At 59.1% G+C, this 15,321-nt stretch carries 13 protein-coding genes and 1 tRNA gene; 9 read left to right on the forward strand and 5 right to left on the reverse strand.

The genetic code is table 11. The features are described from left to right. Window positions 1-3: 3 nt before the first annotated feature. Complete coding sequence (locus ACPYOP_RS21730; RefSeq protein WP_481412382.1) at window positions 4-585, reverse strand: TetR/AcrR family transcriptional regulator; 582 nt, start codon at window positions 583-585, stop codon at window positions 4-6. Between the two features lie 105 nt (window positions 586-690). Here ACPYOP_RS21730 and ACPYOP_RS21735 point away from each other — a divergent pair, with 105 nt between their 5' ends. Then, the gene (locus ACPYOP_RS21735) at window positions 691-1,467 is read left to right on the forward strand and encodes an SDR family oxidoreductase (RefSeq protein ID WP_481412383.1); all 777 of its coding nucleotides are present in this window, start codon (window positions 691-693) and stop codon (window positions 1,465-1,467) included. A 112-nt stretch (window positions 1,468-1,579) separates the two neighbouring features. On the opposite strand, the gene ACPYOP_RS21740 is transcribed toward ACPYOP_RS21735, so the two are convergent. Both ACPYOP_RS21740 and ilvA read right to left on the reverse strand, forming a co-directional pair. Then, window positions 1,580-1,918: an HlyU family transcriptional regulator gene (locus tag ACPYOP_RS21740; protein WP_481412384.1), complete on the reverse strand. Its 339-nt coding sequence runs from the start codon at window positions 1,916-1,918 to the stop codon at window positions 1,580-1,582. 37 nt (window positions 1,919-1,955) lie between these two features. Further along, complete coding sequence (gene ilvA / locus ACPYOP_RS21745; protein WP_481412385.1) at window positions 1,956-3,206, reverse strand: threonine ammonia-lyase; 1,251 nt, start codon at window positions 3,204-3,206, stop codon at window positions 1,956-1,958. 355 nt (window positions 3,207-3,561) lie between these two features. Between ilvA and ACPYOP_RS21750 the strand changes: the two genes are divergently transcribed. The 3 genes from ACPYOP_RS21750 (at window position 3,562) to ACPYOP_RS21760 (ending at window position 4,480) form a co-directional block, all read left to right on the forward strand. Further along, a tRNA-Leu gene (locus ACPYOP_RS21750) sits at window positions 3,562-3,647 on the forward strand. A 208-nt stretch (window positions 3,648-3,855) separates the two neighbouring features. Next, window positions 3,856-4,209 carry a hypothetical protein gene (locus tag ACPYOP_RS21755; RefSeq protein WP_481412386.1) on the forward strand — a complete coding sequence of 118 codons (354 nt, stop codon included), beginning with the start codon at window positions 3,856-3,858 and terminating at the stop codon, window positions 4,207-4,209. Beyond that, entirely contained in the window at window positions 4,199-4,480 is a 282-nt protein-coding gene (locus ACPYOP_RS21760; RefSeq protein ID WP_481412387.1) for a hypothetical protein, read from the forward strand. The genes ACPYOP_RS21755 and ACPYOP_RS21760 overlap by 11 nt, the downstream gene beginning before the upstream one ends. A gap of 224 nt (window positions 4,481-4,704) precedes the next feature. Here ACPYOP_RS21760 and wrbA read toward each other — a convergent pair whose 3' ends face one another. Next, the gene (wrbA, locus tag ACPYOP_RS21765) at window positions 4,705-5,304 is read right to left on the reverse strand and encodes an NAD(P)H:quinone oxidoreductase type IV (protein ID WP_481412388.1); all 600 of its coding nucleotides are present in this window, start codon (window positions 5,302-5,304) and stop codon (window positions 4,705-4,707) included. A 249-nt stretch (window positions 5,305-5,553) separates the two neighbouring features. Here wrbA and ACPYOP_RS21770 point away from each other — a divergent pair, with 249 nt between their 5' ends. The 5 genes from ACPYOP_RS21770 (at window position 5,554) to ACPYOP_RS21790 (ending at window position 14,124) form a co-directional block, all read left to right on the forward strand. Further along, on the forward strand, window positions 5,554-6,327 hold the full coding sequence (locus ACPYOP_RS21770) for a competence/damage-inducible protein A (RefSeq protein ID WP_481412389.1): 774 nt from the start codon (window positions 5,554-5,556) through the stop codon (window positions 6,325-6,327). 115 nt (window positions 6,328-6,442) lie between these two features. Continuing rightward, a complete protein-coding gene (locus ACPYOP_RS21775) occupies window positions 6,443-7,288 on the forward strand; it encodes a universal stress protein (protein ID WP_481412390.1) in 846 nt (281 codons plus the stop codon). Window positions 7,289-7,604: 316 nt separating this feature from the next. Continuing rightward, window positions 7,605-8,102: a xanthine phosphoribosyltransferase gene (gene gpt, locus ACPYOP_RS21780; RefSeq protein ID WP_120663721.1), complete on the forward strand. Its 498-nt coding sequence runs from the start codon at window positions 7,605-7,607 to the stop codon at window positions 8,100-8,102. A gap of 770 nt (window positions 8,103-8,872) precedes the next feature. Continuing rightward, a complete protein-coding gene (locus tag ACPYOP_RS21785) occupies window positions 8,873-12,679 on the forward strand; it encodes a vitamin B12-dependent ribonucleotide reductase (RefSeq protein ID WP_481412391.1) in 3,807 nt (1,268 codons plus the stop codon). A 443-nt stretch (window positions 12,680-13,122) separates the two neighbouring features. After that, window positions 13,123-14,124: an acyltransferase family protein gene (locus ACPYOP_RS21790; protein ID WP_481412392.1), complete on the forward strand. Its 1,002-nt coding sequence runs from the start codon at window positions 13,123-13,125 to the stop codon at window positions 14,122-14,124. A gap of 34 nt (window positions 14,125-14,158) precedes the next feature. Here the strand turns inward: ACPYOP_RS21790 and ACPYOP_RS21795 are convergent, their stop codons facing one another. Next, window positions 14,159-15,226, reverse strand: a complete 1,068-nt coding sequence (locus ACPYOP_RS21795; RefSeq protein ID WP_481412393.1) for an alpha/beta fold hydrolase — start codon at window positions 15,224-15,226, stop codon at window positions 14,159-14,161. Window positions 15,227-15,321 lie beyond the last annotated feature (95 nt).

The raw sequence follows: 15,321 nt of genomic DNA on the forward strand, positions 1-15,321 counted from the left end.
TTGCTATTGTGCCTGCGGCAGCGCCTTTATGAACTGCTTCACGGTCTCCAGAATTTCGGCCGAAAGAGCCTCGTCATCCGCCACGCGCGCGAGGCCGAGCGCTCCGGTCATCAGGCACGACGCGATGATCGCCTTGCGCCTGGCTTCAGCAGTTTCCGGCTTCGGCATGCGCGCCGTCATAGCATTGAAATTCCGTCGCAGGCCTTCCGTCGCAACAGAGCGGACTGCATCGCTGCTGCGCGCCATATCCGCCGTCAGCGCCGCATAGGCGCAGCCTTCGCCGCAATGATCGCGGTGTCCCTCGCTGAGATAAGTCTCGACGTAGTCGCCCAGCGGGATGCTTTCGGGGTCGATCCCCTTTTCCTCTTGCTGCCGCCGCCACGATCCGATCGCCGATTCCACGGCTTCCGCCACCAGTTCGTCGCGCGAGGCGAAATGCTTGTAGAAGCCGCCGACGGTGAGACCCGCCTCCTTCATCAGATCGGCAACACCGATCCCTTCCAATCCCTCCTCGCGCAAACGCTTGGCGGCGAGCGTCACAATGCGTTCGTGCGTCTTCTGCTTTTCCAATTGTGAGCGGCCCATCGAAAATCCTTTCGTGCCCGGCTTGACAAAATGGATTACGATCATAATCCTTATAGATAACGATCATAATCCAGATCGTGACAAAAGCCAACAGGAGCTACGAATATGCGTCTCAAGAACAAGGTTGCCGTCATCACCGGTGGAAACAGCGGTATCGGCTTGGCCACCGCCCGCCTCTTCCTCGCCGAAGGCGCCAAGGTCGCCATAACGGGCCGCAACGCCAAGACACTGGCGGCGGCAGCGGAACAGCTTGGCGGCGGCGTGCTGGCATTGCAGGCCGATACGACCGATATCCCGGCGATGGAGAGGGCCTTTGCCGAGGCTGCGGAGAAGCTTGGAAGATTCGACGTGGTCTTTGCCAATGCCGGCATCGCCGGCGATACTCCCCTAGGTAAGACCACGCTCGAGCAGTTCGAAACCGTCGTGCGCGTCAACTTCACCGGCGTCTTCTTCACCGTGCAGGCGGCACTCCCGTATCTGAATGATGGCGGCTCCGTGATCCTGAATGGCTCCGTGCATGCCGTCCTCGGCATTCCCGGCGCTTCGGCCTATGCGGGCACGAAGGCCGCTGTTCGCGCCATGACCCGCAATCTCGCTTCCGAACTCGCGCCCCGGGGCATCCGCGTCAACCAGGTGACGCCGGGCGCCACCAAGACGCCGATCTGGGAGCCGCGCGCAGCCACGCCGGAGGCCCTGGATGCGCTGCAGGCGCGGTTTGGCGGCCTGAGCGCGCTCGGCCGCATGAGCGAAGCTGATGAAATCGCCAAGGCCGCGCTCTACTTTGCCTCCGACGATTCCGCCAATGTCACCGCGATCGAAATCACGGTCGACGGCGGCGCCGTCAATGCCCCCGCCGGCGCGAAGATGTTCCGCACGGCTTGAGCCCTGGCGAAAGTCTAACCAGCCGTCGATTTCAGTGAGTGTTATGGGCCGCCTAAGCAGATGCGGGAGGCGGCCCCTGCATCAGGCGCATATGAAGGAAATCCGCCTGGTATCAGACTTGGCGGACCTTTTCGCCGTCGCCAAAGAGGCCCGCGCCGTTCTGATCGATGATCTGCTGGCCCTTGCGGAAGGCCGATTCCACGGCATCATCCGACGAGGTGAAAACATCGGCGCGAATGAAATTGCGCACCAGGATCTCGCCGTTCACATCCTTCTCGATCCGGCCCATGAGGCGGAATTGATTACCCTCGCGCTGCGGGGTCGCATAGATCGTGCAACCGGCGTGGACCTGAGGCTCGACGCTGACAGCCGGACCGGCGGACTTTTCAGTGCCCGCCTGCGATGCGCCACCGGTGAAGATCGAGAGGATATTTGAAAAGAACGAAGCCATGGATCGCCTTTAGCATGAAGGTTGCAGGGTCGCAAAGTCAAATGATCAGGTTTGCCAGGATCTCATTTTCGGTGATGTCCTCGTAGCCCATGCCGGAACTTTCAAAGTTTGCGATAAGCTGCTTGAAATTATCCGGATTCTTCGTCTCGATGCCGATCAGGATGGAGCCGAAATTGCGGGCGCTCTTCTTCAGATATTCGAAGCGGGCGATATCGTCTTCCGGCCCAAGCATGTTGAGGAAATCGCGAAGCGCGCCGGGGCGCTGCGCCAGGCGCAGGATGAAGTATTTCTTCAGCCCGGCATAGCGCATGGCGCGCTCTTTGACGTCGGGCAAGCGCTCGAAATCGAAATTGCCGCCGGAGACGACGGCGACGATGGTCTTGCCGCGGATGCTGTCGCGATCGAGCTTTTCCAGAGCGGTGATCGCCAGAGCGCCGGCCGGCTCCAGCACGACGCCTTCGACATTCAGCATATCGGTGATGGTAACGCAGATGGCGTTTTCCTCGATGAGCTTGACCTGCTCGGCCGCAAAGCCCTTGAGCGCGGCGAAGTTCAGCTCGCCGATACGGCCGACGGCGGCGCCATCGACGAAGTTATCGACCTTGGCGAGCGTCACCACCTGCCCCGCCTCGATGCTGCGGCGCAGGCTCGGCGCTCCGGCCGGTTCGGCAAAGGTGAAGGCATCTCGGGCAAGCGTATCGGCAAAATAGCCGGTGATCCCAGCCGCCAAGCCTCCACCACCGACCGGAAGAAGGACATGGTCGGGGACAACGCCGTCAGGCAGTTGTTCCGCGATCTCGGCCGCCACCGTCGCCTGCCCTTCGATGATATCGACATGATCGAAAGGTGGCACCATGACGCCGTCGATCTTTTCGACGTGATCGCGCGCGGCCTGATAGCATTGATCGAAGAAATCGCCGAAAAGCTTGATGGTGATGAACTCGCCACCGAAGATGCGGGTCTTGTCGATTTTCTGCTGCGGCGTTGTGACGGGCATGTAGACGACGCCCGGTACGCCGAAATGCCGGCAGACGAAGGCAAAGCCCTGGGCATGATTGCCGGCGGAGGCGCAGACGAAGGTCTTTCCCGTGCCGCCTACGGCAATTACCTTGCGGAAGAAATTGAAGGCACCTCGGATCTTGTAGGAACGCACCGGCGTCAGATCCTCGCGCTTCAGCCAGATCTCGGCGCCATAGCGGGCGGAAAGATGCTCGTTCAACTGCAGCGGCGTTACGGGAAAAAGCCCACGCATGGCCTCGGTGGCTTCGAGAACACTCTGTTTGTCCACGGTCTATCCGTCCTTCTTCAATCCATCCCCGCTATGACACAGGAAAGATGAGCAAAGAAAGCCTGTTTATCGCGCTTTCGAACTTGCCGGAACGATATTGTTCCCAATGGTGCCGTCCGCCGCCTCATCCCCTAATTCTGCGAATTGACAGAGCTGATATGCCCGTCTCCAATACGAGACAGCCATCATGATGATGGTTAGAGGCCCGCCCCAATACCGATCCGTCGGCTCAGGCGGGCCTCGCCTGTTCGTGCTCTGCTTTCTCAATAGCCATTTGGGCGCCGACGCAACTTGGTCCACCTTTCCAAAACATTCCCTTGACTGAATCGCTCAAGTGCTTGAAGGGGAAAAGCACGCGGACGTGGCGAAACTGGTAGACGCAAGGGACTTAAAATCCCTCGGCCTTTGGCTGTACGGGTTCGACCCCCGTCGTCCGCACCAAAAATTCGTTTTAAATCAGGTGGTTGCTGCGGCCTCCTAATCGAGCGTTAGTTGGCAATGTGTTCAGGCTGGTGAGCCGCTAATGTTCCTGCCCGCCGATAACTCGAATCTACGTCCTTTTACGAGTATAGAGCAGCATAGAACTCTACCAAGACGTAGTGTTTTGTGCGATTCGACTACATTCGGCGGCAAACGAGAAGGACTTCCCATGAGCTACGGTATGTCGGCGCGGGACTATCTCAAGCGCGCGAAAGAAAATCTGAGCCAGAACGAGCCTAAATACCTGTTCTATGCTGCATTGGAGCTGAGGTGCGCCGTCGAAACACGGATGAGAGAGTATCTGGAGGTGTGGGATCACGTCTCGAAGAAGCAGAAGCAGGGATGGGAAATCGGAAAGCTAGGTTCCGCTACTCTGCGCGCATTTAAGACTGACCGCGTTATGCGATGGCAGGTGAAAGATAAGGATAGTGGCGAAACGCTCACAGTCCTTTACTACACGCCCGTGACAAAAAAGCTCCAAGCTAATGCAAAGCGGCTTGGCGATTACCTGCATGCGCCCTAAAGAGCCACCATCCGAAGGCAACCCTTGGTGGTCTGATTTTAAATGCTTGTTGGAGGAAATGGTGCAACAACTTCAAATCGCTACAATGGGGACTCTGCTTGGACCGGCGTTACTGAAAAAGAGCGGTCGCATAGAGATGGCTGCGAGCGTCCCGGGCGGTTTTGATATCTCGCGTGTCTACGCGGAAGGGACTATCGTTTACGTTCAAGTTGATAGCTTTGATGAAATGCCGGAAACGCTTGAGCCACAAGCAGTGGTCTGGAAAGACTAAATCATCCACCTGACGACGTCCCCCGCCTGCTCCCATATGTGTCGATCCTAGGGTGGGCTCATCTTTGTTAGGACGTCAGCCCACATCGACATTTGGACGACCGCCAACCATATTTGGTTCGAACTTTCTGCCGCTCACTGCACCAAAATCAAATATCATCAAAGTCTAACGAAAAAAGGCGCAGCTTTCGCCGCGCCTCTCTCAATCAATATCCTGAATTCAAATCAAGCCGATAGCTTAGCAGCAATCTTGGCGACATGGGCGCCCTGGTACTTTGCGGCTTCCAGCTCGATTTCCGACGGCTGGCGCGAGCCGTCGCCGTTGGTGATGGTGGAGGCGCCGTAGGGCGAGCCGCCCTTGACTTCCTCGGTGCCCATCTGGCCCTGGAAAGCATAGGGAAGGCCGACGACGACCATGCCCTGGTGCAGGAAAGTCGGGATGAAGCCGAGGATGGTCGATTCCTGACCGCCGTGCTGGGTGGCGGACGAGGTGAAGACAGAGCCGACCTTGCCGACGAGCTTGCCGCTGAACCAAAGGCCGCCGGTCTGGTCCCAGAAATTGCGCATCTGCGAGGCGACCGTGCCGAAGCGCGTGCCGGCGCCGACGATGATGGCGTCATAGTCAGCCAGCTCATCCGGCGTCGCGACCGGGGCTTCCTGGTCGAGCTTGAAATGGGAGGCCTTGGCAACCTCTTCCGGCACGAGTTCGGGCACGCGCTTGACGGTGACTTCCGCACCGGTGGACTTTGCGCCTTCCGCGACGGCATAGGCCATCTTCTCGATATGACCGTAAGAGGAATAATAGAGAACCAGAACCTTAGCCATGAACGTCTCCCATTTGTTGGACGCGTTGATTGTCGAGGCGTGTTGTATCAGCGATGCGACAACAGCGCAGCCCCCATGCCCAGAACGCACTGTTCATCCCCTGTGAACGAAAATCCGTTCGTGTCGCTTTCCTATGATTGCTGACGATTGCCGGCGATCCGAAATCGACCGTTTGCATTCGCGGAAAACGGCGCTACCTATTTCGGACTTTTTGCGAACGCGCCGATGCGCAATTTCATGGATCTCCTCATGTCAAACGATACCATTGTCACAGCCGCCATGCTGGCCATCGGCGACGAACTGCTTTCCGGCCGGACGAAGGACAAGAATATCGGCCATCTTGCCGATGTGTTGCTGCTGGCCGGCATCGACCTGAAGGAAGTTCGCATCGTTGCCGATGAAGAGGATGCCATCGTGTCGGCGCTGAATGCCTTGCGCGGCCAGTATGACTATGTCTTCACATCAGGCGGCATCGGCCCGACCCATGACGACATCACCGCCGATGCCATCGCCAAGGCCTTCGGCGTGGCCTGCGAGCACGACGCCGAAGCTATGCGGATCATGGGCGAAATGTATACCCGGCGCGAGATGGAGTTCACCGAGGCACGCCAGCGCATGGCCCGCATGCCTGTGGGATCGAAGCACATCGCCAATCCGGTTTCGACGGCTCCCGGTTTCAACATCGGCAATGTCTATGTCATGGCCGGCGTGCCGCAGGTTTTCCAGGCTATGCTCGACAATGTCATACCGACGCTCAAGACCGGGGCGCACGTTTTGTCGACCGCCATTTCCTGCCCTTACGGCGAGGGCGAGATCGGCACGCCGCTCGGGCTGATCCAGAAGGCGCATCCGGACACCAGCATCGGCTCCTATCCGCGCTATGTCGGCCAGTTCTTCTCGACGGAAATCGTCGTGAGGGGCCGCTCCGCCGAATTAGTTGAAAATGTCGCAGCCGAAGTACGCGCGATGATCGAAGCCATCCGCCAGTCGAAAGCCAAGGAAAATCAGTCGGCTGGGGCATGACGCTCAACGAATAAGTGCATCCATTGGGGAACCAGAGGCGATCGAAGCGCATTAATTTATTGCGGAATGGAGATATAATGCGCAGATCCAACCCCTCCGCATGGGAGATCACGTCATGTCGTACAAGACCATATTGACCGTTCTCGACAATCCCGCCAACACGCGTATCGCCGCCGATTTTGTGGCAGCGCTGGCTAAGGAATACGACGCCCACATTGTCGGCCTTCATGCGGAAATCGTCTCGACCGTGCCGCTGGTGGCGCCGATGGAAATCCCGGATCCCGTCGCCGTGCAGGCTCTTCAGGATGTCGCCCATAACCAGGCAGTCGAAATCGAGCGGCTGTTCCGCACGAAGATGGAAAGCGCCGGCCTCGACTACGAATGGCACAGCTTTGCCAGCACGATCGGCTACGGCACCGAACCGCTGATCGAAAGCGCCCGCAGCGCCGATCTGCTGGTTGCCGTACAGCCAGACCCGTCCAAATACGGCGACTCCCAGGTCGACGTCGAAACATTCCTATTCGACAGTGGCCGCCCGGTGCTTCTGATCCCCTATATATTGACCGCTCCGAAACCGATCCGACGCGTGCTGATCGCCTGGAACGGCTCCAAGGAAGCGGCGCGCGCCACCTTCGACGCCCTGCCCTTCCTCAAGGCCGCGGATTCGGTCGAGATCCTCTCGGTCAGCACCTCCGAGAAGGAAAGCCATCCATCGCGAGAAACCGGCGTTCGCATCGCCGCGGCGCTGACGCGCCATGGTGTTCGCGCCAGGTTCGAGACGGCGGCCTGCACCGGCAAGTCGACGCCATCGCAGGTCATCGAAAACCGCCTGGCGGATGACAGCATCGACCTGCTGGTCATGGGCGCCTATACCCATTCCTGGCTGTGGCAGATGATTTTCGGCGGCACGACGCGCACCTTGCTGCAATCGATGACGGCGATGACGCTCCTGGCCCGTTGAGCCGCGAAAGCTCGAATCAAATGGTTCCCGGTGCAGATGTGCACCGATTGCGGGCTTTGCGGCTATTGCCTTTTGCCGGCAAATCCAGCAGAAAGCAGCGACCGATGACAGAATTCCCGCCAGGGAACCGTTCGCGCGGTCGACGGAGCATGGTCCCGAAAAAGCATATGGCTTTTTCCCGGATGAGATCCTGTTCAAGCAGATAGCAAGCGAATCGCGTTCCGGATTTGGTTCATGGTCTGCGCCCGCCGCGGGTTCTGCTCAGGGTCGCCGGCATTGCCGGCGCGTTATCATTCCATGCCCCGGAGCTTCTGCCATGTCCCTGCCCGATAAAGCCTTTCCCGTATCCTGGGATCAGTTCCACCGCGATGCGCGCGCGCTTGCCTGGCGGCTTGCCGGCCTCAACCGCGAATTCAAGGCAATCGTCTGTATCACCCGCGGCGGCCTCGTGCCGGCCGCTATCATCTCGCGCGAGCTCAATATCCGGCTGATCGAGACGGTCTGCGTCGCCTCCTATCACGACTATTCCAGCCAGGGCGAGATGAACCTGCTGAAAGGCATCGCGCCGGAACTGACCGTCAATGGCGGCGAAGGCGTACTTGTCATCGACGACCTGACCGATACCGGCAAGACCGCCGTCGAAGTCCGCAACCTGCTGCCGAAGGCGCATTTCGCCTGCGTCTATGCCAAGCCGAAGGGTGTGCCGACCATCGACACCTTCATCACCGAAGTCAGCCAGGACACCTGGATCTACTTCCCCTGGGACATGGGCTTCACCTATCAGGAGCCGATCGCCAAGGGTCAGCGCGGCTAACTCCGCCCATTTCGCTTTGCGAATCACCTGCTGATTCTGCTGCGTATCGAAATAGAGCCGGAAGACGGTAATAGAGGTGGGCGCTGCGGCGCCCACTAGATTTAGTAGGCGTCACAATAGCTGGAATGCGCGGGATTCAAGGGTTTCCGCGCGAATCATGATGCGCTACGGCATGATTTTTCTGCCTTGCCAATGGCATCCCGGTCACGGTCACAAATTTGTCGTTTTTGACTCCGGCAGTGATGGGGCCTGCACCGTCTTCGGTTGCACAAAGGGCGAGCATATCCCACCAAGCTCTTGATTCTTCTAGCCTACTGGCGTTTCCCCAATTTCCACAGGCAAGCCCACAAGATATTGTGGTTAACAATCCATCGCAAACCACCCCTTGACGGAATCGGGTCTTTCAAAGTTAATGGACGACGTCGCGGCGGCGACTGGACCAGGCGGGTTAATGAGGGCTGGTTCTCAATTCGAAATCGGATCTTGATTCAAGGCGTTTCACCTTTGCCGGTGACCGCCGCGGGGTTTTTTGTGTCGATCTCGATGCCGTCGAAAAAATATATGCGGGGACTGGCGGCAACAAGCTGTTAATACTATATTTAGTGTTTGCAGCCACCATCACCACAAGATACAGGAAGCTCATCTCCGGGTGACACCCCTGTCAGAAAGCGGATTGAAAGCTGGCTGCGCGTTGAAATCGCGATGCCGGAATGAGAATTTTTGCGCCCTGCTTTCATGCGGGCGCGCACCAACGAATGAGGATTGGGACTATGCGCATCGAACGCCGTTTTACGAAGGCCGGCCAGTCACCCTATGCGGAGATTGAATTCCGCAAGGCGACGAGCGAGATCAAGAATCCCGACGGGTCGATCGTCTTCCGCCTCGAAAACATCGACGTGCCCGCGCAGTTCTCGCAGGTTGCCGCCGACATTCTCGCGCAGAAGTATTTCCGCAAGGCCGGCGTGCCCGCCAAGCTCAAGAAGGTCGAGGAAAACGACGTTCCTTCCTTCCTGTGGCGTTCGGTGCCCGATGATGCGGCCATGAAGGACCTACCGAAAGAGCAGCAGAGCGGCTCCGAAACCGATGCGCGCCAGGTCTTCGACCGCCTTGCCGGCACCTGGACCTATTGGGGCTGGAAGGGTGGCTATTTCTCGACCGAGGAAGATGCTTCTGCCTTCCGCGACGAGCTTGCCTACATGCTCGCCACCCAGCGCGTCGCTCCGAATTCGCCACAGTGGTTCAACACCGGTATGCATTGGGCCTATGGCATTGATGGCCCCGGCCAAGGCCATTTCTACGTCGATCCCTTCACCGGCAAGCTCACCAAGTCCAAATCGGCCTATGAGCATCCGCAGCCGCATGCCTGCTTCATCCAGTCGGTCGAGGACGATCTCGTCAACGAAGGCGGCATCATGGATCTGTGGGTTCGCGAAGCCCGCCTCTTCAAGTATGGCTCCGGCACCGGCTCGAACTTCTCGATGCTGCGCGGCGAAGGCGAAAAGCTTTCCGGCGGCGGCCGTTCCTCCGGCCTGATGAGCTTCCTGAAGATCGGCGACCGCGCCGCCGGCGCCATCAAGTCGGGCGGCACGACACGCCGCGCCGCCAAGATGGTCGTCGTCGACATCGACCATCCGGATATCGAGGAATACATCAACTGGAAGGTCAAGGAAGAGCAGAAGGTTGCCGCTCTCGTGACCGGCTCGAAGATCGTCGCCAAGCACCTGAAGGCGATCATGAAGGCCACGGTCAATTGCGAAGGCGATAACGAGGACTGCTTCGATCCGGCCAAGAACCCTGCCCTGAAGCGCGAGATCCGCGCCGCCAAGAAGGACCAGGTTCCGGAAAACTACGTCCAGCGCGTTATCCAGTTCGCCCGCCAGGGCTACAAGGATCTTGAATTCAAGACCTACGACACAGACTGGGATTCGGAAGCTTACCTGACCGTATCCGGCCAGAACTCCAACAACTCCGTCTCCATCAAGGATGATTTCCTGCGCGCTGTCGAGAATGACGGCGACTGGAACCTGACCGCCCGCAAGGACGGCAAGGTCATCAAGACGCTGAAGGCCCGCGATCTCTGGGAGTCCATCTCCTATGCCGCCTGGGCATCGGCTGATCCGGGCCTGCATTTCAACACGACGATGAACGACTGGCACACCAGCCCGGCTGCCGGCCCGATCCGCGCTTCCAACCCGTGCTCGGAATACATGTTCCTCGACGACACGGCCTGCAACCTCGCTTCACTGAACCTGATGACCTTCAAGGATGCAGCGACGAAGCGCATCAACATCGCCGATTACGAGCATGCCGTCCGCCTCTGGACCGTCGTTCTCGAAGTCTCCGTGATGATGGCGCAATTCCCCTCGCGCCGCATCGCCGAGCTCTCCTATGAATACCGCACGCTCGGCCTCGGCTATGCCAATATCGGCGGCCTGCTGATGTCGTCGGGCATTCCCTATGACAGCGACGAAGCCCGCGCCATCGCCGGCTCGCTGACCGCGATCATGACCGGCATCGCCTACGCCACTTCAGCCGAAATGGCGTCCGAACTCGGAACCTTCCCGATGTTCAAGCCGAACCGCGAAAACATGCTGCGCGTCATCCGCAACCATCGCCGCGCCGCCTATGGCGAGACCTCGGGCTATGAGAGCCTGTCGGTCAATCCGGTGGCGCTCATCCACTCGGACAACCCGGACCAGGATCTCGTCGCTCACGCCAAGGCCGCCTGGGACAAGGCGCTGGAACTCGGCGAAAAGCACGGCTACCGCAACGCGCAGGCAACCGTGATCGCGCCGACCGGCACGATCGGCCTCGTCATGGATTGCGACACGACCGGCATCGAACCGGATTTCGCCCTGGTGAAGTTCAAGAAGCTTGCCGGCGGCGGCTACTTCAAGATCATCAACCGCGCCGTTCCGGAAGCGTTGCGTACGCTCGGCTATTCCGAAAGCCAAATCGCCGAGATCGAGGCCTATGCCGTCGGCCATGGCAACCTGAACCAGGCGCCGGCCATCAACCCGTCGTCGCTGAAGGCCAAGGGCTTTACCGCCGAGAAGATCGATGCTGTCAACGCCGCCCTGAAGAGCGCCTTCGACATCAAGTTCGTCTTCAACCAGTGGACGCTCGGCGCCGACTTCCTGAAGGGCACGCTGAAGGTTTCCGACGAGCAGATGGCCGATATGAGCTTCAACCTGCTGGACCATCTTGGCTTCTCCAAGAAGGACATCGAGGCCGCGAACATCCATGTCTGCGGTGCGATGACGCTGGAAGGCGCGCCGTTCCTGAAGAACGAACATCTCGCCGTCTTCGATTGCGCCAATCCCTGCGGCAAGATCGGCAAGCGCTACCTCTCGGTCGAAAGCCATATCCGCATGATGGCTGCCGCTCAGCCCTTCATCTCGGGCGCGATCTCCAAAACGATCAACATGGCGAACGAAGCAACCGTCGAGGATTGCAAGAACGCCTACATGCTCTCCTGGAAGCTCGGCCTCAAGGCCAACGCGCTCTACCGCGACGGCTCCAAGCTCAGCCAGCCGCTGAACGCCTCGCTGATCGAGGATGACAGCGACGAGGATGCGCTGGAGGAATTCCTGCAGGCGCCGGCAGCCGCACAGGCCGTCACCATCACGGAAAAGATCGTCGAGCGCGTGATCGAGAAGGTCGTGCGCACGCAGGAAAAGCTCCCCGGCCGCCGCAAGGGTTACACCCAGAAGGCCAAGATTGGCGGACATACGATCTTCCTGCGCACGGGCGAATATGACGATGGCCGTCTCGGCGAAATCTTCCTTGATATGAACAAGGAAGGCTCAGCACTTCGCGCCTTCATCAACAACTTCGCAATCTCCGTCTCGCTCGGCCTGCAGTATGGCGTGCCGCTCGAGGAATATGTCGACGCCTTCACCTTCACCAAGTTCGAGCCGGCCGGCATCGTCACCGGCAACGACGCGATCAAGAATGCGACGTCGATCCTCGACTACGTATTCCGTGAATTGGCGATCTCCTATCTCGGCCGTCACGATCTTGCCCATGTCGACACTTCGGACTTCAGCAACACGGCGCTCGGCCGCGGCGTTTCCGAAGGCAAGGCCGATGTCTTCTCCAAGGGCCTGACCCGCGGTTACAAGCCGACGCTGGTTCCGACCAGCGGCGAGCGTCCGGCAGCAGAGATCAAGGGTTCGGCAACCGCCGCCCCGGCTCGCGCAGCCTCGCTCTCGACCGTCACCGCCTTTGCCGGCAACACGGTGCGCAAGCTGGAGCCGACAAGTGCGGTCTCGACCTCCGAAGTGGTCGCCTTCAAGCGCGACTATGAGGAGCGCGCGAAGGAATTGGCCGAAGAGATCGCCGAGGAATTGGCGAACGAAACCGCTGAAACCACCGGCCTCTTCACCGACAAGGCCGCAAGTGACGCGGCAACGGCCAAGACGGAAGCCAAGAAGCTCGAATCCGAACGCCGCGCCCGCTCCATCATGCAGGGCTACACCGGCAATATGTGCACGGAGTGCCAGAACTTCACGATGGTCCGGAATGGAACCTGCGAGAAGTGCGATACGTGTGGGGCGACCAGCGGCTGCAGCTGAGTGTTCGGCTGATCCGGTCGAAATCACGAAGTTGGTACTGGCCAGGCCCAATTAATTCTGGCCAGTACCGAAGCCCGACGGGCCAAACGCGGTTGCGAGCCCAAAACATATAATTTCAGGCGGTTAGACCGCCTGAAATTATATATGAGAACAAACAAAGAACAACCATCTGCGCGAAAGGTCGCGCAAGCGAGATGGCGCGGAAGAGGCCAATGAAGCCTCCGAATTTGCCCCTACAGGCGCGCCAAGCCGAAATGCCCGATTTCGGTCACGAAACCGACGGGAAATCATCCATTTTCATTGGAATTGTTGCTGCCGGCAATATTCGGTCCGCCGCGCCCTCTCCAATCCGTTCTGCGTGAGTGTCCGGCCTTTCGACTCACTCCTATCGCCAAATCGGCCCGTAAGGTCTTGGCGATGGCATTCCAGTCGCGTGAGGCACCGTGTTGAAAATCCGCAGCGATATTACAGGCATTCAATATCTGCGCGCTATCGCCGCGATCTCGGTGCTTTGCTTCCATATCAGCGAGGCGTACGGCCTTCGATTCCAGATCGGGGCCGCGGGCGTCGATATATTCTTCGTCATCAGCGGCTTCATCATGTGGGTCACGACCGCGGGAAAATCTGTGGGGCCGCAACAATTCATGTTGCGCCGGCTCATCAGGATAGTGCCGCTTTATTGGATCGCGACGGCGGCGACATTCGTCATCGCCGTTTTGAAACCGCAGTTCTTCTTCAACACGAACGCGAGCGCCGAGAATTTGATCGGCTCGCTGCTTTTCCTGCCCACCATGAAGGACGAAGTGCTGCATCCCGTTGTGGAGCAGGGATGGACCTTGTCCTATGAGATGTTCTTTTATCTCATCTTCTCCATTTCATTGCTCTTGCCGGAGCTCAGGCGGCTATGGTTCCTGATGGCGGCATTGGTGGCGATCGTCATTGCGCACTATCTGCTGCCTCTCGGCTATTTGGGTGTTTTCACCGAGCCGGTCATTCTTGAATTTGCGGCGGGAATCATTATCGGACATCTGTGGAAGCAGGACTTTCGCCTGCCTTTTTACACCGCCATCGGCCTGATGATCGCCGGCTTCGTGCTGTTGCTGGCGAGTGACCTGATGCCTCATGTCGACCGGGCGATCCGTTGGGGCATACCCGCGGTGCTGCTATTATCGGGCGCCGTTTTCGCAGAGCGGGAGCGGGACATGCCCAAACTGGCCACCCTGCATTTCCTGGGGGATGCCTCCTATTCCATTTACGTTTGGCACGTGCTCATGGCCGTCATGGTAACGGCTCTGCTGTTGCGTATCGGGGTGCCGCACGACGCGCAGCCCGTGTTCATCGCATTGGGTTCGTTGGCTTTTGCCATCGTTTGTTACCTATTCATAGAACGGCCGATCCTCCGGAAAACGCGACCCGCGCACCCGCGACCGGCATATCGCGGCTGACGCATATGGGACGAGGCTGATCGCTCGAAGAATGCTACGGGTGCGCTCCCGCCCCTTTTGCGGTGCCGGCGATAACCGGGCAGGATTGTGGGATCGGTCGATCGAACAGGACCGAAATACTGCAATCGGAGGTGAACATCGCCTCGTCGTCATGCCCCACGCCGGGCACCTCAACGACCTTCTGATTGAGGTCGGACGGATGCCGCTTTTTCATATAGCCGAAATAGGTCAATCCTCGTGCAAGCCGGTACGGCCCTTGCGCCATGGCAGCGCAGGAGCGATCGATGAAATGGGTGCGTGGGTTCGTGTCCGCCTCTCCCAGCAGATAGACGACGTTGCGCGCGGCATATTGAGCTTCGAGAACCTTCGGATCTTGCGAGGACACGTAGGACGGCGCGGAGGTCAGGCCGTATCGCCATTGCGTTGCGCGCGGGCAGGAAGCCGCCGATTGATCCGCCGGCAAGGCTGGCCGCTCATTGTCGAAATAGAGGTAACTCGAAGGATTGGCGACGAGATAGCGAACGGAGACGCCGGCGCTCGCCAGGCTTTCCGCCTCGCGCCCGACCACCGCATAGCGCTGCACCAATTGCGCTCCCGCCGAATGCCCCATCACGACGATGGTCGACAGTGAAGGATACAAGCGGCGATCGGCGAAATGCCGCAGCAAGGCATCGAGCGCGGAGAAGGAACTGATCGGCGCTGGCTGGCGCGCGGCTTCTCCGCCCTTCCATCCGTTTTGCGTCCAGGCCAACGTCTGGGCCGACAACGAGAATGCCTTGATATCCGGCCTTATCAGAAACTGCGGCGCGACAACCATCGTTCCCTTCGCCAGATCGCCCGCCTTTGCCAGCACTCCCTGCCCGGTTGCATAATAGGCATCGGCGTTTCTGAGCGTACCGTGGATCACGATCAGCACCTTCGTCACGTCGGGTGCTACCGTATCGATCGCATGATCGGCGTAGATGGGCAGCTCCCCCTTTCCATCAGGCGTGTCGATGAGCAGCCGTTGATCCGCGATCTGCTTGACCGGTCGATGAAGCTTCGCATGGCGGGAGACTCCATTTGCCGACCATGCCTCGGATGATGCGCCGGCGGCGATCAATGTTGCTCCGGATAATATGATGCAGGCTAAATTCCTGGAGCTCTGCTGCATGCCCGAGCACAAGATTCGGCTAAGATAGGTGGAAATGGACGGCA

The sequence above is a fragment of the Rhizobium sp. KNZ2-6A genome, assembly GCF_056755475.1.

Coding starts and splice junctions, on each gene's coding strand:
- ACPYOP_RS21730 (WP_481412382.1), bottom strand. CDS start 585: ATGGGCCGCTCACAATTGGAAAAGCAGAAGACGCACGAACGCATTGTG.
- ACPYOP_RS21735 (WP_481412383.1), top strand. CDS start 691: ATGCGTCTCAAGAACAAGGTTGCCGTCATCACCGGTGGAAACAGCGGT.
- ACPYOP_RS21740 (WP_481412384.1), bottom strand. CDS start 1,918: ATGGCTTCGTTCTTTTCAAATATCCTCTCGATCTTCACCGGTGGCGCA.
- ACPYOP_RS21755 (WP_481412386.1), top strand. CDS start 3,856: ATGAGCTACGGTATGTCGGCGCGGGACTATCTCAAGCGCGCGAAAGAA.
- ACPYOP_RS21760 (WP_481412387.1), top strand. CDS start 4,199: ATGCGCCCTAAAGAGCCACCATCCGAAGGCAACCCTTGGTGGTCTGAT.
- wrbA (WP_481412388.1), bottom strand. CDS start 5,304: ATGGCTAAGGTTCTGGTTCTCTATTATTCCTCTTACGGTCATATCGAG.
- ACPYOP_RS21770 (WP_481412389.1), top strand. CDS start 5,554: ATGTCAAACGATACCATTGTCACAGCCGCCATGCTGGCCATCGGCGAC.
- ACPYOP_RS21775 (WP_481412390.1), top strand. CDS start 6,443: ATGTCGTACAAGACCATATTGACCGTTCTCGACAATCCCGCCAACACG.
- gpt (WP_120663721.1), top strand. CDS start 7,605: ATGTCCCTGCCCGATAAAGCCTTTCCCGTATCCTGGGATCAGTTCCAC.
- ACPYOP_RS21785 (WP_481412391.1), top strand. CDS start 8,873: ATGCGCATCGAACGCCGTTTTACGAAGGCCGGCCAGTCACCCTATGCG.